Here is a 21,903-nt window from a genome sequence, read left to right as displayed (position 1 = left end):
CTTTTTTAGTAGTATGACGGAAAAGAAAGCCTGGTAACCAGGCTTTCCTTCAGTGTCTAGTATTTTTATCTATATTGCAGAAAGCGCTCATACCAGCTCTCTACAAATTGCGGGGCAAATGGACCCTTGCGTTGATGAATCCATGAAATCAATTCATCGACACTACGTTTTAGAATATCATCAATCTCAGGCGGATAATTCATTAATTTACTATGCAGTTCGTATTCATCTTCATCTAAGAGCTTAAAGGTCATATCTGGATACACTTTAATATCAAGGTCATAGTCAATGTATTTTACTGCTTCTTCATCCCATGTAAACGGGGTGCCTAGATTACAGTAATAGTAAATTCCATCTGCTCGAATCATACCGATCGTATTAAACCATTGCTCAGAATCAAAATAACAGATCGCTGGCTCACGTGTTCTCCAGTTACGTCCATCTGATTCTCTCACAAGAATTCGATCATTACCTCCGATTACAACCTTTGACGTCCCTTTAAGCACTATTGATTCTTCCCAAATCCGATGAATGGATCCATTGTGTTTATAACTCTGGATCTGAATAGTACTGCCTACTTTGGGAAAATTCATAAACGTCTCCTTTCCACTAGAAGTTTGGACGTCTGTAAGTAGAGTAGTCTCTTTTACGCTTGTACATTGTTAGCCACACCATACACTTCTACATTCTACCCTACAAACTGCTTATCGCCATTCCAATTTCGTCAACTTTACTTTCATTCTCTTCTATTATACAGTGTTCCCCATCTTTTTGAAACGGTAAGCGCCTGTAACGAATAAAATTGGCCATTGACTCAAACATTTTTCATTTATTTTATGTAAAAAATATAAAAAAGCACCCACAAGACGTATTGTCTGTGAGTGCTTTTCTCATCGTTTGATTAACGATTTTGTTGGTTTTGTTGTTGCTTGTAGTTTGTAGAAGCTTGGTTTTTGTGAGCTTCTGATTGAGCGTTTTGTTGACGAACTTCTTGAGCGTTCGTTTCGCTAGCAAACTCAGTGTTGTAGCTGTTTCCTTGAGCAGAAGCGGCGTTTTGTTTTTGTACCTTTTGAGCGTTTGTTTTAGACGCTTGTTGCTGTTGGTTTTGTTGTTGGTTGTTCATGTGATATCACCTCCACAAAAGTTAATATGTACAGAGGTGAATCATTTTATTCAAAAAAAATTAAGTTAATAATGAAATCCCGCCATCAACAATAATCGTCTGTCCGCGAATCATTTTTGCTTGATCAGATAATAAAAACATTACCGTATCCGCTAAGTCTTCTGCCTCCACAATTCTTCCTGCCGGGGTGCGTTTCGCTGCATCTTCTAATAATTCTTCACGGTTTGGAAAATGAGTTAACGCATCTGTATCAACAGCTCCGCCAGACACGGCATTGACTGCGATTCCCATCTCAGCAAGCTCTACAGCAAGATAACGCGTTAATGCTTCAACTGCTGCTTTTGATACCCCTACAGTCGTATAGTTCTTTAAGTAACGAATCGACCCTAGAGAGCTTAAGCTGACAATTCTACCACCGCCCGTTTTCTCCATTCGCTTAGCAGCTTCCTGTGCACAAAACAATAATGCTTTACTGTTAATATCCATTGTCCAATCCCAATGACTTTCTTCAAGCTCCATTAAAGGACGAAGCACGCCGGATGCGGCATTATTTACAAGGATATCTAATCGGCCGTATTCTTCATCAATCTTCTCAAACATTTCTTTAATCTTCTCAGGCTTTCCTACATTCGCTTTAACTACAAATGCCTTTCTTCCTAGAGCTTCAATTTCAGCCGCTGTATCTAGGGCTGCTTGTTTACTTCTTGCATAATTAATCACCAAGTCATATCCCTGCTCAGCTAATCGTAGAGCAATTCGTTTGCCGATCCCTCGGCTGCTTCCTGTTACTAATGCCACTTTTTGTTCCATATGTATATCCTCCATCATTATTAGTCTTTTTACATTATATCGCATAGAGTTCATGACGAACAGAAACACTAAGGAAAACTTCTTCTACCTAGAAGACCATAGATTAAAGGAGCTGAGCTAGATGTATGTCGGACGAGATATGACGGAACTTACCATGATAAGCAAAAAAGAATGGACGGATAAAGAACTTGCCTTTTTTCATCATGGTCTCCAACAGATGACCCCCTACCTAAATAGTGAAGGTACGACCATCCACAGGGAAATCATTAAAGAAATTGAAGCAAGAGGCGGTCTTAAACAAGAAGCAACATGGACGCAAGGAACAGAAGTACATTATGACTAAGATAAGCTGCGGCTTATCTTTTTTTCTTGTGTGAGACTAGGTTTTTTCAGATTATTCAGCTAAAATAATATAGAAGAATATTTTATTTTATTTATTTAACTATAGGTTGATTGAGGAGAGTTACATATGTTTTCACCATCAAAGAAATTAGATCACTTAACAACTAGCGTATTTACAGAACTATCCTTACGAAAACAGGAGAAAGAAGCCGCAGGGGCCACTCTTATTGATTTAAGTATTGGCAGCCCAGACCTCCCTCCTCCTGCTTTTTTGAAAGAAGAATTAATCAAAGCCGTTTCAAATGACTCGGACTACGGATATGCGATTACAAGCGAATTGACGTTTAGAGAAGCAGTGTGCCGTTTCTACGCGGAACGTTACGGTGTCTCCTTAAACGAAGATCACATCCTGCAGTTAATGGGCTCTCAAGACGGGCTTGCTCATCTAGCTATGTCTTATATGGATGAAGATGATATCTTACTTGTCCCAAACCCAGGGTATCCCATATATGCAGCAAGCGCAGAAATTGCAGGGGCCACATTGCACCCTTATCCGTTAAATGAAGAGAACAGTTACCAATTTGACTTTCGTTCCTTGCCACACGATGTAGCTGATAAGGCTAAAATTCTTATTTTGAGTTATCCGAGCAACCCAACGGCAGCTACCGCTTCAAAAGATTATTTGGAACAGGTTATCGCCTACGCAAAAGAACATCGCATCCTTGTTGTACATGACTTTGCCTATTCTGAGCTAATGTATGATAACCAAACGCCTTTAAGCATCTTATCCATTGATGGTGCAGACGAGGTTGCGATCGAATTTAATTCAATGTCAAAAAGTTTCAACTTTGCTGGGGCTAGAATCGGCTATGCCCTTGGTAACCCTGAACTATTGAAGCCGCTTGCCATCATTAAATCTCATATTGATTACGGGGTTTTCAAACCAATTCAGCATGCTGCAACAAAAGCTTTAACGAACTCAGGAACATTTTTGGAAGACCAGCGCCTGCTTTATAAAAAACGGCGTGACACACTAGTCAGCGCGTTGAGCGAAATCGGCTGGGAAGTTCGCTATCCAGGCGGCGGGATGTTTTTATGGGCAAAGATTCCTCAGGCTTATACCTCAATGTCATTTACATTGGCTGCTCTTGACCTTGGTGTCGTCGTTACACCTGGTATGGCCTTTGGCAGTGAAGGAGAAGGCTTTGTCCGGATTGCTCTTGTTCAAAACGAAAAACGTTTAAAGGAAGCAGCGACAAGATTAAAACCACTATTTGACTAAGGGGATGAGAATATGCATGTAATTCAGTATAAAGAATATGGCGAGCCGAATGTGCTAACTGTAGGGGAAATGGAAAAACCGACTTTAAAACAAGGACAAGTGTTGGTAAAAGTAGGCGCGAGCGGAGTAAACCCTGTTGATACGTATTTTAGAAAAGGGATTAGAGAAGTTAACTCGTTTCCACATGTACCACATTTCGATTTAGCTGGTGAAGTCGTTGAAGCAGCAGATGGAGTTCAGAATTTGTCTATTGGTGACCGTATTTGGGCAACCAATGCAAAAGGCGCGTCAGCAGAATACGTGGCGCTTGATGCCTCTGCTGCATTTCCGCTCCCTTCTCATCTTACTTATGAAGAGGGTGCCGCTGTTGCGATGGCTTTTATGACCGCACATTTATCTCTTTTTTACCGAGCAAATCTTAAAAAAGAGGAAAAAGTACTGATTTACGGAGCAGCAGGTGCTGTAGGACAAGCTGCTGTTCAGCTAGCTAAACGCGCAGGGGCGTTTGTCATTGCTACAGCAGGAAATGATGAAAAGTCGCAAATTGCCATAAAAGCCGGTGCAGATGTGGTCATCAATTACAAAGAGGAAAATGTGACCGAAAGAGTTCTTGGACTTACTGATGAAAAAGGCATTGATGTTATTTTGGATATGAGTGTCAGTGAAAATTTAGATAAAAACTTAGACATGATTAGAAACGGCGGGCGGATTGTCACAATAGGCTCACCTGTAAACAATACGCCAGAGCTCCCTTGGAGAAAACTTAATATGAAAAATGCAGCTCTCCTCGGTATTCTTCTATTCACCGTTGATCCAAATGAGGTAGGAAAAGCAGGTCATGACATCTCAGCAGGCCTCGCTCAAAAATTATTAGGCGCACATATTGGGGAAGTCTTTTCATTTGAGGAAGCTGATAAAGCTCATGCTATGCTTGAGTCTAAATCAGTAGATGGCCGCATCATCATTAAACATTAATACGATTTATTTTTTGACGGGAAAGCTGTAGCTTTCTCGTTTTTTTAATGGATTCCTCATTTTTTGGTGATCATAAGAGTAGCACCTTAAAAGGAGATGAAGACGATGGAAAAGCAATTGTATTATGTTAATTTGAACCCTATCAGTATGGATACGATCAGCCCGACAAGAGTCGATGACGGGCAGCTAATCGAGTATGAAATTGAAGCAACTGCGACAGAAAAGAAAGCATTAGAAGAATTATTACATGAAGTACAGTCTCATGACGTCGAGCTTGGCAACTTAATTACATTCAGGCATTTTGATGATCAAAAAGGAGATCGTGATAAAAACGAGTACCAGCGAGGACTAAATGATGTATATGAAGCCCTATATAATTTAGGTACAGCAGAAACGAAGCAAAAGATTCAAGAGATCCACTTAGTAAATAATGATCAATAGTCTATGAGGGCAAACAAGGCTCGTGCTGGGCATTAATATGGTGAGGGCAAGGCTCGTGCTCAGCAGTAATTGTATGTTTTCAAGCTGTTTATGCGTCAGTCTAAAGAGTTTATTTCACGGGTTCAACATGTAATTGTATGGCTGCTCGGCTGATTGCGTCACTCTAGTCTAATTGCGTCCTTTGGATCAATTTATGCGCTAATGCGGGGCACAATAGTATCACTTCACCGGATAAATGCGCCTCTTCATTTATATGAACAATAACAAAAGAGCTGTCCCCTCAGGACAGCTCTCCCCATTTTAAAAGTTTGCATTTGATTGACCGCCATCTACATTAAGCGTAGCTCCGACAACCCAAGATGCTTTATCAGATGCTAAAAACAGCACCGCATTCGCCACTTCCTCGACTGTACCAAATCTTCCTGCTGGTATTTCCTGTTCAACAAATGCATTAATTTTTTCCGGGTTTTCATCTAAACGTTTTTGCCAGTTTCCTGTCGGGTGAAGGATAGACCCAGGGGCTACGCCATTTACTCGGATTCCGTCTTTGATCGCTTCATCAGCTAATGCTTTGGTAAAGCTGATCATCGCTGCTTTCGCACTGTTATACGTTGGCTTGCCTCCAGATTCACGTCCGAAGATGGATGAGATATTAACTATCGCACCACCCTGCTGTTTTTTCATTTCATCTAAAGCAAGTTTGCTGAAATGAACAGCAGAGAAGTAATTTAGCTCAAATGCTTCTCTAAATAAGGATAGCTCAGTCTCTGCTACCGTTGAGCCGTTGCTTCCGCCTACGTTGTTAATAAGAATATCAATGCGCTCCTCTTTAGTAAGGATTTCATTCATGACGTCATTGCGCGCATCTTCCTTAGTCAGATCAGCTTGAATAGCTGTAATTCCTTCTTTATGATCCATTTCGTTTAATGACTCTTCTCCTCTTGCTGTTACATACACTCGGGCCCCTTCATGAACGAAAGCTTCTGCAATCGCACGGCCAATCCCTTTCGTACCTCCTGTAACAAGAACCACTTTATTATGTAGGTTTAAATCCATGATCTCACTCCTAATTATTTTACAAACTCATTTTTAACATACTTACTTTTAAAATGCCTCACTAAAATAGTGTTTAATTATCTTTTGATGCGAGACAGGAAACGCAAAATCTTCAATCTGATATTGATCGACAAAACGCTGCCCTTCTTTTTCCCATTCTTTTATAGGGATCACCGCGGTATACACATCAATATCCCATACAATGTGAGAGAAGACATGCTCCACTTTTTGAATCCGGTCACGAATACTAATTGGCTTACCAATAGCCAGAGACAATGCTTCTGCCATCTCCTCTTTATTAAATGAATGACTCTCTACTTCTACGTTCGGGAACTGCCACAATCCAGCTAGCAGCCCTTTATCTGGACGCTTTTCAATGAGAACCTTTCCATCTTCATCTTTAACGACGAAAGCCGCCATCAGCTTGCGTTTCGCTTTCTTTTTCTTTGATTTTACAGGCAGTGTATCTTGAATTCCTTTATTATACGCCATGCAATGTTCACGAACCGGACAGAGCAGACAGCCAGGTGAAGTTGGTGTACAAATCAGTGCACCGAGTTCCATTAATCCTTGGTTAAAAGATGACGGGTCCTCTTTAGAAATGAGGTCATAAATGATGGCTTCGAATGTTTTCCTCGTCTTCGCTTTAGCGATATCTTCATCTATTTCAAGCACACGAGAAAGAACACGCATTACATTTCCATCTACTGCTGGTTCAGGTTTTGCATAAGCAATGCTTAAAATCGCTCCCGCCGTATAAGGGCCTACTCCCTTTAAAGCGGAAATTTCTTTCAGGGTATCAGGCACAGCCGCATTGTACTCTTCTACTACTTCTCGTACAGCTGTCTGGAGGTTTCTCACTCTTGAATAATAACCAAGTCCCTCCCATGCCTTTAAAATACGGTCTTCCTCTGCATAGGCTAAGTCCTCTAGTGTTGGAAACTCACGCATAAAGTTTAAATAATAAGGGATCACAGTGTCGACCCTTGTTTGCTGCAACATGATTTCAGAGACCCATACTCGATACGGGTCTTTATTTTCTCTCCAAGGGAGCGTTCGTTGATTTTCTTTAAACCAGTTAATTAAATCCTGTTGAAATTGACTGATGTTAAACTCATTTAACTTTTCGTGCTGCACAGCTCTCCTCCTAAATCATTTTTCTCTTAAATGCCCAGCAATGAACCTTACTAGATCCTCCTGCTACATAGGCTGCGAAATCTTTTGTTAGAGATTCACTTTCATCTTGTCTTAGTGACTTTATTTTTTCATAAGCGGCGTAATCTTTCACTTTAAACATTTCTACATATAAGTTGGGTTGATCGGCGGCTTCATACCACTCAAAATCTGATGCCCCCACTTCTTGTACTCGTTCTTTGATCTTTTTCATGCTCTCTTCATATGGTTTAACATATTTTTCATGAATTTTATACTCAATAAATACGTCTAATGCTTGAGTCATTGCCATTCCCCCTTTTGAATCATTTACAATTCGGGTATAACTAAACTATATCATGCCACGATCAAAAGCGATTGTCTTGAATTTTGCATGAGATTCTGTATGATTAATACACAATACTTACTGTAACTTATAGAAAAAGGGAGGTGCCATGTAATGGATACAGGTACACATGTAGTAATGGGTATAGCCATAGGAGGTCTTGCAACGCTTGATCCTAATGTCAGCGGCGACCCAACGATGCAAAGTGCCGTTATGATTGCTGCGATCATCGGTTCTCAAGCTCCTGATTTTGATACGGTTTTAAAGCTTAAAAATAATGCCGTATATATTCGAAACCATCGCGGCATTACCCATTCTCTGCCTGCCCTTTTAGTCTGGCCTGTATTGCTGACAGCCGGTATCACTCTCTTTATGCCAGGTGTTGAATGGCTGACGATCTTTTTATGGTCGCTTCTTGCCGTCGTTCTGCATGTGTTTGTTGATATTTTCAATGCCTACGGTACCCAGGCACTGAGACCAATTTCAAACAGATGGATTGCACTTGGTGTGATCAATATTTTTGATCCGTTTATCTTTTTTATGCATCTTGGTGCAATTGCTATGTGGGCATTTGGTTCTCATCCTGGCATAACCTTTTTACTGCTTTATGTTGTATTAGCCCTGTACTACATTTGGCGGATTTATGAGAAACAAAAAGTTGTTAAACATGCGCGCAGGCTTCACCCAAATGCAACTCACATTTTTGTGTCGCCAACAATCAGATGGAATCAATTCCATTTAGTTATTCGGACGCCGACAACTCTGTATGTTGCTGAATCACGTGATAACCAAATAAATTTCTTTGAGAAGTATTCCTTTGACCCTATTCCTGATGACCCGGTCATTAACGCTGCAAGAAAAGATAAAAATTTAGCAGCCTTTCTTTCCTTCTCTCCTACATACCGCTGGGAAGTAGAGATGAAGGATGATTTGACGGAAGTACGCTTTGTTGATTTACGTTACCGCAGCAAGGGTCACTACCCTTTTGTTGCCATCGTTCAGCTAGACGATAACTTGAACATTCTAAGTTCATATACAGGATGGGTGTTCTCTGAAGAAACACTGCAAAAGAAATTAAACTTAGAAGAACAGCTGTAAACATCAACAAGCCTCCAGCCCTAATTGGGTGGAGGCTTGTTATTTTGTTTAGTTTTTAGGTTGATTATCTTGGTTTAAATGCGCGAATTTTTCTTGTTTAGGTGCATATTTGTGCAAATGAGGACCATATTGCTTTATCCACTTTAGCACAATTTGTTCCGTTACTTCCTGCCCCTTATACTCACGCCCTGCCTTTGCTCGTGTCGTTTCAAAATCTTCCCATAAGCCTTCTACCCACGTACGAGCAGCTTCAGCAGATAACTCATCATTTACAGCTAATAATTCTTCTGTCAGTCGTTTAAAAATAGTCTCCATCTTTTCTCTTTCCTCCATTAACAATATCTACGTCTTATCTTTTATGAAAACAAGCTTATACTATTGATGAGCCAGTTACTAATTAAGATGATGGCTTACTGCCTTAAAATGGCGTTTAATTAAAGGAGGTTCACCTCACGATGCGTAATAAAGCGAAAGACTTCCCAGAATCAAGAAAATTTACCGAAAAAGAAAACGATGCTTTTTTATCTAAACGTCCAGATGGATCAATTAATGATCATCCCCAAGAAAGAATGGCACGTGCAAATAAAAATCAATAGCAACGATTCTTACGGAGGTGTATGTGATGGGCAAGCCACATAAGAAGTTTCCTTATAAAGATCCTTTTTGTTCGCCGCGCGCTAATCCTAAGCACGCTTTCCATCAAGTGAATGGTGAAACCGAACAAAGTTACCACAATATTGTACTTGAAGTACAAACAAGAAAACGTTCGTAGCCCTATATAAGGATGAAGCCTCGCTTCATCCTTATTTTTGTTTTAATAACGAAATCGGCACCGCATCAAGTGTAGTCCCGTTATCACGATACCCCCATGCAAAATGGCCATTTAAGTAGGAGATTTGAAAGGTGGATCCCTCATCATTTAACATGTATTCTTCGCCCGGTTTAAAATCAGCTGGGTCTAATAAATAGGCTTTAGCCATAATCATTCGTCTTTCGTGTACGGCAAATTCATTCATCATTCCAAGTTGTTCTGCCTTCTTTGCTTTCTCGTTCAACTTTTGAATTTCTTGTTGAAGTTCATATGTTGTCATTTCACTGAAACGTTTCTCATCCACTGTTTTAGCCCCCATTATATTTCTATTTGTAGTATAGCAAATAACCTAAAAAAATTAATCCATATCGTCTTCTTTTTCTCGTGATAAGTACTCATTAATCATATCGATTGGAAATCCCTTTTGGTATAAGGCTTGCTTCATTCGCTGCTGATATTCATATCCCTCATATTTAGAACTGTATTTCCGCTTAAGCTTGCTCGCTTGATACGTTAAAGCTTCCCATTCCTCTTCATTATCTACTTCAAAAGTAACTTCTCTCATGGCCTGTTCAATAATAGAGTGCGTAAAACCCTTATTCATTAACTGTCCTGCAAGCTTTTGTTTATAGGCACTTACAGATTGCTTTGGTTTACGGCTCTCTTTTTTTGCGATCCATTTTATAAGCTTATCGATTTGCTCTTCTTCTGTAAAATCCTCGAGTGCAGTTTCAATATGTGCTTGTCCAACTCCTTTTTGACTAAGCTCCTGTTTTAATTTTAAAGGGCCTTTTAATAACGTAAGTTTTTTTGATTCAATGTAGGATGCAGCAAACATTTCGTCGTTTAGGAGATTCTGATCAAGCAGTCTTTTTACTACAGTATCTATATGTTTTGGTTCACGTTCTTTTTTCTGAAGATACTCCATCATCTCTTTGACCGATCTCATTCGATAAGATAAGAAATGAAGAGCTAGATGATGTGTTTTCTTTTCCTCATCCTTGTCTAGAATTTCTTTTAACTCATCTTCCTCTATTTCAAGCCCCTTACGTAGTCCAATCTTGATTAGGATATCTTCATCTACACTAAATCCGTATTCTTCACCTTGCCCTCTGTCTATAAATATGTTGTACCGTTCTTTACTTCTTTTTTGCACGGAAACCTTTGTAATTTTGATCATTGAGTTCTCCTCGCTTCCCTTCCATACATCGCTTCAACTATCATGAAAGCAGCCCAATCAGTGAGACTATTTAAAGCTATAAATGGGTAAAGTCTTATATAACATCTAAATTAGGAGGCTCATTATGAAAATTGCTGTAACAGGTGGGACTGGATTTATCGGTTCTAAATTAACCTCTGCCTTAACAAAAGAAGGTCATTCTGTTTACATTTTAACAAGAAACCCAGATAACAAACCAGAACAACCGTCTGTCACCTATATAAAGTGGTTAAGTGAAGGGGCCAACCCGGAAAAGGAATTAGAAGGCATTGATGCGATTGTTAATCTTGCTGGTGAGTCTATTGGTGAGGGCAGGTGGACAGAAGAACGTAAAAAAAGAATTAAATCGAGCCGAATTGATGCAACAAAAGAAGTGATCTCCATTCTCGAAAAAGTAGATAAGAAACCTGACGTCTTAGTCAATGCTTCTGCGACAGGCTACTACGGAAACTCTTTAACAGAAACCTTCACTGAAGGGTCATCACCGGTTGAACGCAATTTTCTCAGTGATGTTGTGATTGAATGGGAAAAAGAAGCTCAAAAAGCACAAGAGCTTGGCATTCGCACTGTTTTTACCCGCTTTGGGATTGTCTTGTCAAAAGAAGAAGGAGCACTAAATCGAATGCTGCTCCCTTATAAACTATTTGCAGGAGGTCCATTAGGTTCAGGTAAGCAGTGGTTTTCTTGGGTTCATATCGATGATGTCGTCGGTTTAATCTTATTCTCTTTAAAACAAAAAGCCGCAGAGGGTCCGATAAATGTAACCTCCCCTCACCCGCTTCAGATGAATGATTTCGGGAAAGTGGTTGGGGACGTATTAGGTAGACCACACTGGCTGCCTGCTCCGTCTTTTGCTTTAAAAATGGCGTTAGGCGAAATGAGCACACTGGTGTTAGATGGGCAGAAAGTGCTTCCTGCAAAAGCTGAAAAGTTAGGCTACACGTATCATTTTAGAGACTTAAAACCCGCTCTTTGCGACCTGCTTAAATAGTGCTTGTTTTTGTAAAAATTTCTTCAATATTTTTTTACAAAAAACAGTATCTTTTTTAACAAAAAACATTTAATATAAAGAAGGATTAAGGAGCATACACGCGAATACGTATTTAATATACACCATATCACCACTTAACCTAATGTATTGCTACTATATCGTGTTATTTGACCTTATAAACAATTATATAAGCTTTGGGAAGGCAATTGGTGCGCCACCATTCTACTGGTTCTAGTGGGTTCGATTCCCACCCCGAATTTGATACTTCATTATATTAAATTCGAGGGTGGGAGAACTCACCTGCCCTCATGTTAAAAGGAGGGTTTTTTGTGATTTTAAAGAGACGAGACGTCGCTGATTCTCATGCTTTGTTCGAACTGATGGTGGACCCGGCTGTTTTTCCATATGTTCGTCATAAAGCTTCATCTTATGATGAGTTTGCTTTCTTAACAAAACAAACCATTGAAGCTGAAGAACGCGGCGAACTCATATCCAGAACGATCGTCGATGAGTGGGGCGAGCCGATTGGAACGATTAACTTGTTTGATGTTCACGATCATAGCGGGTTTTTAGGTACATGGATTGGCAAACCTTATTTTGGCAAAGGCTACAATCAAGCAGCCAAAGATGCCTTTTTTAGTGAATTATTTTTTCAACTTGAGATTCAAACGGTATTTATGCGCATTAGAAAAGAAAATATCCGTTCAATCAAAGCTGCAACAAAGCTTCCGTATTGTACGTTAGCAAATGAAATTAGACCAGATGTGTATCAACAAATTAATAAAGACCAAGAAGTATATGACTTGTTTCAAATTGAAAAAGATCAGTATCACCTGCACTTAATGAGACAAGAGCTTGAGCAATCTCAACCATTTTCTCAACCATACTCTCAACCATTTGAAGCAAAAGAAGCGTAGTGGATTATTTTTCTATTATTTGCCTACACTAAGACTATTCATAAGTGAAAGTGAGGGGTAAATATGGAGAGTAAAAAACGTCACGCAACAGAAGAACGAAGTACATTACGCAAAGCACAAGAAGTTCGTTTTGCTTCTGAATTCAGAGCTGCAGACCGTGCAGCAAGACGTCCTGCCAAAAGCTAACACTTATAGTACCTTTCGTTCCATCCATACTATAGGTAGATAAGCATATCACTTGCTTATCTGACATTTACCTACAGGGGGAATGAATCATGGCAAAGAAGAATCGTAATAAGCAACAACAAGCAATGCAGCAACAGCAACAACAACACCAAGCAGAATTTGCGAACGAATTTGCTGAAGGTTCAAGTGCTGAACAAGCTCGTCAACAACAGCAAAAAGCTGCTGGAAAGCGTCAAAAGAAAAACCAACAATAATCTTTACAAAAAACACACAATCGGCCCTTCGCCTGTTGTGTGTTTTTTTATAGGTCCTACATATCAGTCAAACCCTATGCTAGATAAGGGTTATATAACTTTAATACTAGATTTTTCTGATTGTTTGATTTTATCGATTTGTTAGAATACTTAACGATACTGAAGCATTTAAAACAATCACCGCCCTTACCTACCTTCACCCCATCTAAGCCCTATATAAGCGTGATAATCCTTGTTAAGCTAGTTTGCGATCATCCACGCATCATCATATGATTAAATACGTAATAACGACGATCAAAAGAAAAATGTTAAGGAGGAAACTGACATTACTAGTCAACAAGCAACTGCAACTGCTAAAAATGTAACTGATATTAACCTATTGAAACCAACTGTTAATGATGGGGCAGCAATGTGGGAATTAGTTAATCATTCTACATTGGATCAAAATTCTGCTTACAAGTACATTATGATGTGCGAATTTTTTGCAGAAACATGTGTCGTTGCAAAAGATGAAGATCGTGTCGTTGGTTTCATCACCGCTTTCATCCCTCCCACAAAACCAGATGTCGTTTTTGTGTGGCAAATTGGAGTGGATACCTCACAGCGAGGACGGGGCCTTGCCTCTCAAATGCTAAACGAATTAGTAAAAAGAGATGGTTGTAAGGACGTTCAATATGTAGAGGCTACAGTCACCCCATCCAACAAAGCGTCACAATCCTTGTTCAAAAGGTTAGCACGTGATCACAACACAGAGTGTGAAATCCTTGAGTGTTTTCCCGAAGAATTATTCCCTGGAGATAACCATGAAAAAGAATTAACGTTTCGAATTGGACCATTAAGGTAACTTAAAAGTTATTAATATGTTTCACGTGATAACCTATGAACCAACTAAATACCCATACCTAGTAAGGTAGTAAGTATATAAAGGAGGAGAAAGTAACGATGAAACAAACTGATATGAATATATTCGCTCAATTAGAATCTGAGGTAAGAAGTTATTGCCGTAGCTTTCCAACAGTCTTCACTAAAGCAAAAGGGTACAAAATGTGGGATGAAGCTGGAAAGGAATATTTAGATTTCTTCTCTGGTGCCGGCGCCCTTAATTACGGACACAATGAAGACAGCATGAAAGAAAAGCTGGTTAATTATATTATGAGTGACGGTATTACCCACTCTCTTGATATGGCTACTCAGCCAAAAGCCGAGTTCCTTGAGACATTCAATGAAGTTATTTTAAAACCACGTAATTTAGAATACAAAGTCATGTTCCCAGGACCGACTGGTACGAATACAGTTGAGAGTGCCCTAAAGCTTGCTCGTAAGGTCACGGGCCGCACAGATATTATTAGTTTCACTAACGGATTCCACGGCATGACAATTGGTTCACTTTCGGTAACTGGTAACGCCTTTAAACGTAAAGGTGCTGGAATACCATTACAAAATGTAGTAACAATGCCATACGACAGCTTTGTAAACGAAGGCCTCGACACTCTGGAGTATCTCGAACGCTTCCTAGAGGATGGCGGCAGTGGAGTGGACATTCCTGCTGCGATGATTCTCGAGACAGTCCAAGGTGAAGGCGGTATTAATGCTGCAAGTTTCGAGTGGTTACAACGAATCGAAGCGATTTGTAAGCGTTGGGGCATTTTACTCATTGTCGACGATGTTCAAGCTGGTGTCGGCCGTACGGGTACGTTCTTCAGCTTTGAAAAAGCAGGGATTAAACCAGACATCGTATGTATGTCTAAATCAATCGGCGGTTATGGTCTACCTCTTGCTATCACTCTTATTCGTCCAGACTTAGACATTTGGGCACCAGGTGAACATAATGGTACCTTCCGCGGAAACAACCATGCATTCGTCACAGCAACTGCTGCATTAGAATTCTGGAAGGATCCTGAATTTGAACACAACATTCAAAAGCGTTCTGAGCGTATTTACTCTTTCTTAGAAAGTATTGTAGAGAAGTACCCTGAAGTAAAAGGCGAAGTACGTGGACGCGGCTATATGGTTGGTATTGGATCTGAAGTGGAAGGGTTATCTGAAAAGATCGCTGCCGAAGCATTTAATCGCGGTTTAATTATGGAAACATCAGGACCAAAAGATGAGGTATTCAAGCTCTTCCCACCATTAATTATTGATGATGCAGGTCTTGAGGCTGGCTTTGAAATCATTGAAGCAAGTGTTAAAACAGCTCTTGAAGCAGCTGAGCCTGTTGCTAACTAAGGACGCACAATTATGAGGGAGTCCTGACTGCTCCCTCTTCCCTTATTATTTCAACACGATAATCATACTAAATTCGGAGGTAATCAAACATGAAAGTAGTAGCTCTTAAAGACATTATCGGATCAGATCAAGAAGTAAAAGGTGAAAACTGGACGAGCCGCCGTCTGCTTTTGAAGAAAGATGGCATGGGGTATTCTGTCCATGATACGGTTATTAAAGCAGGTACAGAAACTCATATTTGGTATCAAAACCACCTAGAAGCGGTCTACTGCATTGAAGGTGAAGGAGAAGTAGAAACGCTTAAAGATAATAAAGTTTGGCCGATCAAAAAAGATGAGATCTATGCGTTAGATGAAAATGATGAGCACCTTCTTCGTGCAAAGACAGATATGCGCATGGTATGTGTATTCAACCCTCCTATAACAGGAAACGAAACACATGATGAAAATGGTGTATATCCAGTAGTTGATGACGAATAAATGTTGAAGCACAAAAAGGCTGGGACAGAAGTGTTTAATTGATTGTCCCAGCCTCTTTTTCTGTCTAATGAAGGATCATTTGCTTGAACTCAACATCGTCTGCACTTAACCCTAATTTAGTTACAAAAAGCACGGCTTCAGATAGGTCTTCTACTGGGTATTGGGTAAGACAGATATTAGATGCCTGTTCTAGATTTACTTGAAAGTATTTGTCTTGTTCGAGATCATTTTTTAATTCATAAAGAATATTTAATACTGCTTCATCTTTTTCAAATGTAACATAGCCATCTCGCTCATTAAAATAAGCAATTAGAGGAATTTGAGTATGTGGATGAACAATATGAGCTTTATATACATTCATAATAGCTCCCCCTTTTCACTACGATTATCTTAAATCAAACGAACAGAACTATCCCTTTACCCCTTCCCCGCTTATGTATAAATAAACCATACTTTTTCACATTATTAAATATAACAGCTCTTTTCCCCTCTTGAAAAGAGAATGGTTGTTTTCTATCTTTGCTTTTTATTAAGGGAATCAGTTTACTCCCATATTCTACTATAAGTTCACATATTATTTTCAGAAAATTTTATTTTATGTTATAATTCTGTAATGTAGAGCCCTTGAATTATTTACATACGGCTCTTCTAAATAAAAAAGGGGGAATTTGATGAAGAAAAGTTATTGGAAATCAGTAGTATTTGGCGGACTGCTCCTTGTGGCTACTGCCTGTGGCTCAGAGGACACGAGCAGTGAGGCTGATAACGGTGCAGCGGCTGAAGACGGAGAAAGAGAATCTTACGTTGTAGCAACAGATAATGCCTATGTCCCTTTTGAGTTTTTAGATGAAGAGACTGGGGAACTTGTTGGGTTTGACATTGATCTAATGACAGCTATTGCAGAAGAAGCAGGTTTTGATATTGAATTTGAAGCGATGGAGTTTGATGGAATCGTAGCAGGAATTGGTTCTGGACGCTTTGATATTGGGATTGCAGGTATGACCATTACAGAAGAGCGTAAAGAGAATATCGACTTCTCTCAGCCATACTATGATGCCGGATTAATTGTTGCCGTTCACGCGGACAATGATGAAATCAACTCTGTTGATGACTTAGACGGAAAAGTAGTAGCCACTCGTACAGGCTCTACAAGTGAAACGTACATCCGTGAAAATACGGGAGGAACGCCAGAAGCATTTCCTCAAATTACAGAAGCATACCAGAATGTTATTCAGGGGCGTGCTGATGCTGTAATCTATGACATTCCAAACGTTCAGTATTATGCATCAACAGAAGGCGGAGGCCAGTTAAAAACAGTTGGTGAGGCGCTGACTGGTGAAGAATATGGTATTGCTTTCCCTAAAGGTTCAGAGCTTCGTGATATTGCAGATGAAGCCTTAACGACATTAAAAGAAAACGGAACTTATGCTGATCTATATGAAAAATGGTTCGGCGAGCGTCCTGATGGAATGTAAGTAAGATCGAAGTGGCGTGACAACTGCGTGTCACGCCATTTTTCTTCTAATCTATCAAATAATAGCTGAAAAAAATTAAATTGAGGTGAGAACGTTGACTACATTCGCATTCATCAGTCCTCATTATATGAATGTCCTTCCTTATTTGCTTAAAGGACTCCAATTAACATTGCTTATCACTCTAGTTGGTGTTGCAATTGGTTTTGTCATCGGAGCCTTTGTAGGACTTGCCAGAGTATCTAAAAACAAATTTATTTATGGACTTGCTACGGTGTATGTTGAGGTTATTCGAGGCACTCCCATCCTAGTGCAAATTTTATTTATCTATTTCGGTTTTCCAGATTTGCTCGGGATTACACTAGATAAAGTTACTGCCTCTATTATTGCGATCGCTTTAAATGCGGGAGCATATATTGCAGAAATTGTGCGTGGTTCTGTTGAGTCCATTGAAAAAGGCCAGCGTGAAGCAGGCCGCTCTCTTGGATTATCCGCTTCTCAAACGATGCGCTATATTATTTGGCCCCAGGCGTTAAGACGAATGATTCCACCGCTTGGAAATCAATTTATTATCAGTTTAAAAGATACATCCCTCTTCTCTGTTATTGCAGTGGGAGAATTATTATACCAAGGCAGACAATATGCCTCAGCAACCTTTACATATTTTGAACCTTATTTAATGGTATGTGTGCTCTATTTAATGATTACCATTCCAGCGAGTGTGTTTTTACGTCGAGTTGAACGGAGGTTAGACCGCTGATGATTCAAGTAAAAGATCTACGTAAATCATTTGGAGAAACAGAAGTATTGAAAGGGATCACTACAGAAATTCATGAAAAAGAAGTGGTCTGTGTCATTGGCCCTTCTGGTTCTGGTAAAAGTACGTTCTTACGGTGTTTAAATTTGTTAGAAGACGTGACCTCAGGCGATGTTATCGTTGATGGCAGCAATTTAATCGACCCAAAAGTAAACATTAACGATGTCAGGTCTAGAGTAGGGATGGTGTTTCAGCACTTTAATCTGTTCCCGCATATGTCGGTGCTTGATAATGTAACCCTTGCTCCTATCAAAGTAAAAGGCCTCTCAAAAGCTGAAGCAGAGCGCGCAGCTAAGCCTTTATTAGACAAAGTTGGATTAGGAGAAAAAGCCAACGTCTATCCAAACAGCCTGTCTGGGGGTCAAAAACAGCGAGTCGCGATTGCCCGCGCCCTAGCGATGAACCCAAAAATTATGTTATTCGATGAACCTACCTCTGCACTCGATCCAGAACTTGTTGGAGAAGTGCTTGAGGTTATGAAAGAGCTTGCCGAAGAAGGAATGACAATGGTAGTTGTCACTCACGAAATGGGCTTCGCCAAAGAAGTCAGCGACCGAGTCTTTTTCATTGATGAAGGAATTTTCATGGAAGAAGGAGAACCGACCCAAATATTCGATGACCCCCAACATCCAAGACTAAAAGCATTTCTAAGCAAGGTGTTGTAGGAAAAGCTGAATGATTCGTTTAGGTATGAGGGGGCTGGAGCTTTGACAATGAGAAGCGCTTTTTGCTTCGTTTGGCAAAGTGAAGGCACCGATTACCTGAATCATGAAGCTAGACAGTAGGAAAAGCTGAGGCGACTGGGCTGGCTTGCGGTAAAATAAAGGGGAGCGATATGAAGACGCTTTTTGTCTTCATACGATGCACCGTTTTTACCCGCAAGGCAAGGAGTCGAAGCTAGACAAGAGGAAAAGCTGAATTGGCTGTTTAGGTCTAAGGAGGGTGGAGCTTTGACAAGTAGAAGCGTTTGTTGCTTCGTTTGGCAAAGCAACAAGAAAAAATAAAGGAGCTAGCCCAGTGGCCAGCTCCTTTCACTATATTTGACGCAATAGTCAGCGGAAATAAAACAATTAAGCTTAGCACTGACGCATAACTTCGCTGAATAGACGCATATACACGAGATCGGCGCAATTAACTCTTCACCTCACGCAATAACTACAAACACCCACGCAATAAGCTCTTTGACTGACGCTTAAACAGCCTGAAATTATACAATTGCAGCCTAATGTCCAGCTGATCGCTCTCTCTTCTTACTTCTTTATCATCTGATCAATAAACTTCATTAACATGCACGGTGTGACATCTGTAAAAAATGGCAGATGCAGCCGCTCTGTACGTTTATGTGCATCTTTTCCATATGGTCCAATATTCACAGTAGCCATTTGTAAACTCTGTATGGCGGTGATTGGCAAGTCATATCCATTTGATAAGGCAGGCATTTCTCGCTCAAGGGTTTGTTTAACTTTTAAGTCCTTATCCATTTTCCCATAGCTAACATCAGACAGGCCCGGGAAATAATGCATTCTGCTAATGTTCTCTCCAAATGTTTCTTCGGTCCACTTTTGCAGCTCTCCTACCTCATGAAGCAATGCTGCTTCATCCGCATTTTTCTCTTCTAGTCTTACCGAAGGATAAAATGGCGGCGCGAGCATCACTAGATAGAAAGGCGCAAGGTCAACAAAATAGTCTCCAACTTCTTTTGCAAGGGCAATGGTGACATCTCGTGTATCTCCCCCATTTTGATATACACGCTTTGAAATGCTCTCTAATTGAGCTGTAAAAGATTCACCGTATAAAGCCGTTCCTCTCTCTTTAAGTTCTCCGTACGTATAAACAGAAACAGCAGGGTGCTGACGCTTCACTTTATACGTTTGATAACGGTCGCTTAGTCTTTGATTAATTTTAGTAGCAGAATCAGATACAACCTCGTTTACTTCATCTAATACATCCTGTACGGTTTTCGTATAGGTCAAAATATTAAATGTTGCATAAGCAAATGTAGGAGTTTGCACATTGTACTCATACTTCAAATCAGCAAGACGCAGCACCGTTGGCGGGGGAACGATCTCCTCCCCGCTTTGTTCATAAAAACGGTCAGATAACTCCATCTCAGAAACTACCTCTGAGATCATCCAAGATGCATTCACTCCGGCAAGCGGTTCACCAACATGCGTCTCAAGTCCAACCGCACAAACAAGCGGCAGCATTTTACCAACTGAGCCAGTATAGACATATTTAGATTGATCTCCAGGAAAGCTTGTGAAGCTAGGCTCTGAACAAATCCCGACCATTTGATCATATCCTTTTGTTTGCTTCAACTCAGCTAACCACTCAACAGCCGCAAGCATTCCTTCTGAGTTTCTTTCTTCATCTGGGGTTGCAAGCAAAATAAGATTGATTGGTTTCCGATTCTCAATCGCATCACTCATTACGGCCAGCTGGACTGCTAGACCGGCTTTCATATCCATTACTCCACGTCCAAAAAGCCATTCTCCAGTTGCTAAGTCTGCTGCTGCATCTTCTGAGAGATCTTCAAGCTGCTCTAATTGTTTCGTATATCTGTGGTGGTCAAAGGCTAGATCTTTATATTGACCGAAATCATCCACCCCTACCACATCAAAATGACTTAATAGAACGTAAGCCGACGAATCATCTGGATTGCCTTCATAAACTGCTGTTACACTAAAACGATTCCAATGGTCATCCTTAATAGGAATTCTGCAAACGGCCTCTGGATGTGCTTTGAAGTATTCAATCTGTCCAACAAGCTCTTCTATCTTCTCTCCCATTTCTACTTCTTTAGACGTTCCCACGACACTTTCTACTTCAGTCAGCTCTCCAAGTAAATGAATGAGCTTCTCTTTTGAATTCCAATTACCTTTCATATTCCCACTGCCTCTTATATCCCGATTCATTGCACCACCTCATTTCAAACCTTGCATGTCAATCTACATTAGCTTTTCACATGTCTTATGTCAGAATATCACAACTATTCAATCTTTCCTATGTATCCTTTTTAACTACCTGCAAGCCTTATGGTAAAATAATGAAAGATTAAATGAAAGATTAACGGAGGAGAGGGTAGAAATGAATTACTTAATTATCACAGGCGGGACAAGAGGTTTAGGAGAAGAGATTGTGAAATCATTTGCCAAAGAAGGTACTCATATTATTAGTATTGCACGAGGAGAGAATCAAGAGCTTCAAGCATTAGTTGAAGATAGAGGCGGAAAGTTCACACCTATTCAATTTGATCTTGTGAATATAGAAAAAATGGAAAATTTAATGGACGAAGTATTTAATCGTATCGATAAAAAGAGTGCTAAGAGCATCCATCTTGTTAACAACGCTGGCATTGTTGCTCCTATCAAGCCAATAGAAAGATGTGATGCTGAAGAGATCATTAAAAGCCAGCATGTAAATTTAGTAGCGCCGATGCTGATGATTTCATCGTTTTGCAAGATGACTGCATCACTTCAATGTGAAAAACGAGTGATTAATGTGTCATCAGGGGCAGCTAAGCGACCTATCTATGGATGGAGCAGCTATGGAAGTTCTAAGGCTGGGTTAGACTTATTTAGTCAAGGGGCAGCGCTTGATCAGGAAAAGACAGAGCATCCAGTCAAAGTGCTTTCGTTCTATCCAGGAATTATGGACACCGACATGCAAGCAGAAATCCGTTCTTCAGCAAAAGAAGATTTTATTAACGTTGAAACATTCCAGAACTATAAAGAAGAAGGAAAACTCCTTCCTCCGAAACAGGTGGCTGAAGTGGTCGTTCAGCTGTTAGAGACTGATTCTTTTCCTAATGGAGAAGTAGTAGCGGTTCAGGATTATCTATAATAAAGAAGGATCAGTCTCTTATTCGGACTGATCCCTTTTTTTTGCAGTGACGCATTCTTAGTT

29 protein-coding genes are annotated in these 21,903 nt (G+C 40.1%); 18 read left to right on the top strand and 11 right to left on the bottom strand.

The features are described 5' to 3' along the window. Positions 1-65: 65 nt before the first annotated feature. The 3 genes from ntdP to fabL all read right to left on the bottom strand — a co-directional run bounded on the left by ntdP (position 66) and on the right by fabL (position 1,933). Positions 66-593: a nucleoside tri-diphosphate phosphatase gene (gene ntdP, locus A33I_RS19090; protein ID WP_012957594.1), complete on the bottom strand. Its 528-nt coding sequence runs from the start codon at positions 591-593 to the stop codon at positions 66-68. 308 nt (positions 594-901) lie between these two features. After that, entirely contained in the window at positions 902-1,123 is a 222-nt protein-coding gene (locus A33I_RS19085) for a gamma-type small acid-soluble spore protein (RefSeq protein ID WP_022629914.1), read from the bottom strand. A 60-nt stretch (positions 1,124-1,183) separates the two neighbouring features. Further along, on the bottom strand, positions 1,184-1,933 hold the full coding sequence (fabL, locus tag A33I_RS19080) for an enoyl-[acyl-carrier-protein] reductase FabL (RefSeq protein ID WP_022629913.1): 750 nt from the start codon (positions 1,931-1,933) through the stop codon (positions 1,184-1,186). Between the two features lie 121 nt (positions 1,934-2,054). Here fabL and A33I_RS19075 point away from each other — a divergent pair, with 121 nt between their 5' ends. The 4 genes from A33I_RS19075 to A33I_RS19060 all read left to right on the top strand — a co-directional run bounded on the left by A33I_RS19075 (position 2,055) and on the right by A33I_RS19060 (position 4,973). After that, positions 2,055-2,276 carry a hypothetical protein gene (locus A33I_RS19075; protein ID WP_022629912.1) on the top strand — a complete coding sequence of 74 codons (222 nt, stop codon included), beginning with the start codon at positions 2,055-2,057 and terminating at the stop codon, positions 2,274-2,276. A 126-nt stretch (positions 2,277-2,402) separates the two neighbouring features. Further along, positions 2,403-3,557, top strand: coding sequence for an LL-diaminopimelate aminotransferase (locus A33I_RS19070; protein WP_022629911.1), 1,155 nt, complete (start codon positions 2,403-2,405; stop codon positions 3,555-3,557). Between the two features lie 12 nt (positions 3,558-3,569). After that, on the top strand, positions 3,570-4,532 hold the full coding sequence (locus A33I_RS19065; protein WP_022629910.1) for an NADPH:quinone reductase: 963 nt from the start codon (positions 3,570-3,572) through the stop codon (positions 4,530-4,532). Positions 4,533-4,637: 105 nt separating this feature from the next. Beyond that, positions 4,638-4,973 (top strand): hypothetical protein, encoded by a 336-nt coding sequence (locus A33I_RS19060; RefSeq protein WP_022629909.1) that lies wholly within the window; start codon positions 4,638-4,640, stop codon positions 4,971-4,973. A 300-nt stretch (positions 4,974-5,273) separates the two neighbouring features. Here A33I_RS19060 and A33I_RS19055 read toward each other — a convergent pair whose 3' ends face one another. The 3 genes from A33I_RS19055 to A33I_RS19045 are packed head-to-tail and all read right to left on the bottom strand — an operon-like array spanning position 5,274 to position 7,488. Then, entirely contained in the window at positions 5,274-6,029 is a 756-nt protein-coding gene (locus A33I_RS19055; RefSeq protein WP_012957587.1) for an SDR family NAD(P)-dependent oxidoreductase, read from the bottom strand. Between the two features lie 48 nt (positions 6,030-6,077). After that, a complete protein-coding gene (gene mutY, locus A33I_RS19050) occupies positions 6,078-7,166 on the bottom strand; it encodes an A/G-specific adenine glycosylase (RefSeq protein ID WP_022629908.1) in 1,089 nt (362 codons plus the stop codon). Positions 7,167-7,176: 10 nt separating this feature from the next. Further along, positions 7,177-7,488 carry an MFS transporter gene (locus A33I_RS19045; protein WP_022629907.1) on the bottom strand — a complete coding sequence of 104 codons (312 nt, stop codon included), beginning with the start codon at positions 7,486-7,488 and terminating at the stop codon, positions 7,177-7,179. Positions 7,489-7,641: 153 nt separating this feature from the next. On the opposite strand from A33I_RS19045, the gene A33I_RS19040 reads away from it, so the two are divergent. Beyond that, on the top strand, positions 7,642-8,625 hold the full coding sequence (locus A33I_RS19040) for a metal-dependent hydrolase (protein WP_012957584.1): 984 nt from the start codon (positions 7,642-7,644) through the stop codon (positions 8,623-8,625). A gap of 48 nt (positions 8,626-8,673) precedes the next feature. Here A33I_RS19040 and A33I_RS19035 read toward each other — a convergent pair whose 3' ends face one another. Further along, positions 8,674-8,940 (bottom strand): YfhJ family protein, encoded by a 267-nt coding sequence (locus tag A33I_RS19035; RefSeq protein ID WP_012957583.1) that lies wholly within the window; start codon positions 8,938-8,940, stop codon positions 8,674-8,676. A 140-nt stretch (positions 8,941-9,080) separates the two neighbouring features. On the opposite strand from A33I_RS19035, the gene sspK reads away from it, so the two are divergent. Both sspK and A33I_RS20400 read left to right on the top strand, forming a co-directional pair. Beyond that, positions 9,081-9,221, top strand: coding sequence for a small acid-soluble spore protein K (gene sspK, locus A33I_RS20405; RefSeq protein ID WP_012957582.1), 141 nt, complete (start codon positions 9,081-9,083; stop codon positions 9,219-9,221). A 26-nt stretch (positions 9,222-9,247) separates the two neighbouring features. Beyond that, a complete protein-coding gene (locus A33I_RS20400; RefSeq protein WP_012957581.1) occupies positions 9,248-9,397 on the top strand; it encodes a YpzG family protein in 150 nt (49 codons plus the stop codon). Between the two features lie 31 nt (positions 9,398-9,428). On the opposite strand, the gene A33I_RS19030 is transcribed toward A33I_RS20400, so the two are convergent. Both A33I_RS19030 and recX read right to left on the bottom strand, forming a co-directional pair. After that, positions 9,429-9,740, bottom strand: a complete 312-nt coding sequence (locus A33I_RS19030) for a YfhH family protein (protein WP_012957580.1) — start codon at positions 9,738-9,740, stop codon at positions 9,429-9,431. 54 nt (positions 9,741-9,794) lie between these two features. Further along, positions 9,795-10,616: a recombination regulator RecX gene (gene recX, locus A33I_RS19025; protein ID WP_022629906.1), complete on the bottom strand. Its 822-nt coding sequence runs from the start codon at positions 10,614-10,616 to the stop codon at positions 9,795-9,797. 124 nt (positions 10,617-10,740) lie between these two features. Here recX and A33I_RS19020 point away from each other — a divergent pair, with 124 nt between their 5' ends. The 7 genes from A33I_RS19020 (at position 10,741) to A33I_RS19000 (ending at position 15,708) form a co-directional block, all read left to right on the top strand. Beyond that, positions 10,741-11,646: a TIGR01777 family oxidoreductase gene (locus A33I_RS19020; protein WP_022629905.1), complete on the top strand. Its 906-nt coding sequence runs from the start codon at positions 10,741-10,743 to the stop codon at positions 11,644-11,646. Between the two features lie 332 nt (positions 11,647-11,978). Further along, on the top strand, positions 11,979-12,563 hold the full coding sequence (locus A33I_RS19015) for a GNAT family N-acetyltransferase (protein WP_051320864.1): 585 nt from the start codon (positions 11,979-11,981) through the stop codon (positions 12,561-12,563). Positions 12,564-12,626: 63 nt separating this feature from the next. After that, entirely contained in the window at positions 12,627-12,749 is a 123-nt protein-coding gene (locus tag A33I_RS20395; protein WP_012957576.1) for a YfhE family protein, read from the top strand. A gap of 89 nt (positions 12,750-12,838) precedes the next feature. Continuing rightward, entirely contained in the window at positions 12,839-13,003 is a 165-nt protein-coding gene (sspA, locus tag A33I_RS20690; RefSeq protein WP_022629903.1) for a gamma-type acid-soluble spore protein SspA, read from the top strand. Positions 13,004-13,373: 370 nt separating this feature from the next. Continuing rightward, a complete protein-coding gene (gene ectA / locus A33I_RS19010; RefSeq protein WP_338012144.1) occupies positions 13,374-13,847 on the top strand; it encodes a diaminobutyrate acetyltransferase in 474 nt (157 codons plus the stop codon). A 98-nt stretch (positions 13,848-13,945) separates the two neighbouring features. Then, complete coding sequence (gene ectB, locus A33I_RS19005) at positions 13,946-15,229, top strand: diaminobutyrate--2-oxoglutarate transaminase (protein WP_022629901.1); 1,284 nt, start codon at positions 13,946-13,948, stop codon at positions 15,227-15,229. Positions 15,230-15,318: 89 nt separating this feature from the next. Beyond that, positions 15,319-15,708, top strand: a complete 390-nt coding sequence (locus A33I_RS19000) for an ectoine synthase (RefSeq protein WP_022629900.1) — start codon at positions 15,319-15,321, stop codon at positions 15,706-15,708. A 64-nt stretch (positions 15,709-15,772) separates the two neighbouring features. On the opposite strand, the gene A33I_RS18995 is transcribed toward A33I_RS19000, so the two are convergent. Further along, positions 15,773-16,069, bottom strand: a complete 297-nt coding sequence (locus A33I_RS18995) for a hypothetical protein (protein WP_022629899.1) — start codon at positions 16,067-16,069, stop codon at positions 15,773-15,775. 310 nt (positions 16,070-16,379) lie between these two features. Between A33I_RS18995 and A33I_RS18990 the strand changes: the two genes are divergently transcribed. The 3 genes from A33I_RS18990 to A33I_RS18980 all read left to right on the top strand — a co-directional run bounded on the left by A33I_RS18990 (position 16,380) and on the right by A33I_RS18980 (position 18,662). Next, positions 16,380-17,183, top strand: coding sequence for a glutamine ABC transporter substrate-binding protein (locus A33I_RS18990; RefSeq protein ID WP_012957570.1), 804 nt, complete (start codon positions 16,380-16,382; stop codon positions 17,181-17,183). Between the two features lie 127 nt (positions 17,184-17,310). Further along, positions 17,311-17,940, top strand: a complete 630-nt coding sequence (locus tag A33I_RS18985) for an amino acid ABC transporter permease (protein WP_031311884.1) — start codon at positions 17,311-17,313, stop codon at positions 17,938-17,940. Further along, positions 17,940-18,662: an amino acid ABC transporter ATP-binding protein gene (locus tag A33I_RS18980; RefSeq protein ID WP_012957568.1), complete on the top strand. Its 723-nt coding sequence runs from the start codon at positions 17,940-17,942 to the stop codon at positions 18,660-18,662. Before A33I_RS18985 ends, A33I_RS18980 begins: the two co-directional genes overlap by 1 nt. Positions 18,663-19,247: 585 nt before the next feature. Here A33I_RS18980 and A33I_RS18975 read toward each other — a convergent pair. Further along, positions 19,248-20,912, bottom strand: coding sequence for a M20/M25/M40 family metallo-hydrolase (locus tag A33I_RS18975; protein WP_022629896.1), 1,665 nt, complete (start codon positions 20,910-20,912; stop codon positions 19,248-19,250). A gap of 172 nt (positions 20,913-21,084) precedes the next feature. Here A33I_RS18975 and A33I_RS18970 point away from each other — a divergent pair, with 172 nt between their 5' ends. Next, a complete protein-coding gene (locus A33I_RS18970) occupies positions 21,085-21,840 on the top strand; it encodes a (S)-benzoin forming benzil reductase (protein ID WP_022629895.1) in 756 nt (251 codons plus the stop codon). Positions 21,841-21,903 lie beyond the last annotated feature (63 nt).

Source organism: Alkalihalophilus marmarensis DSM 21297 (assembly GCF_000474275.2).
GTDB lineage: Bacteria > Bacillota > Bacilli > Bacillales > Bacillaceae_D > Alkalihalophilus > Alkalihalophilus marmarensis.
Note: the sequence above shows the minus strand (reverse complement) of the source record. Positions and strands in the feature narration are given on the sequence as shown.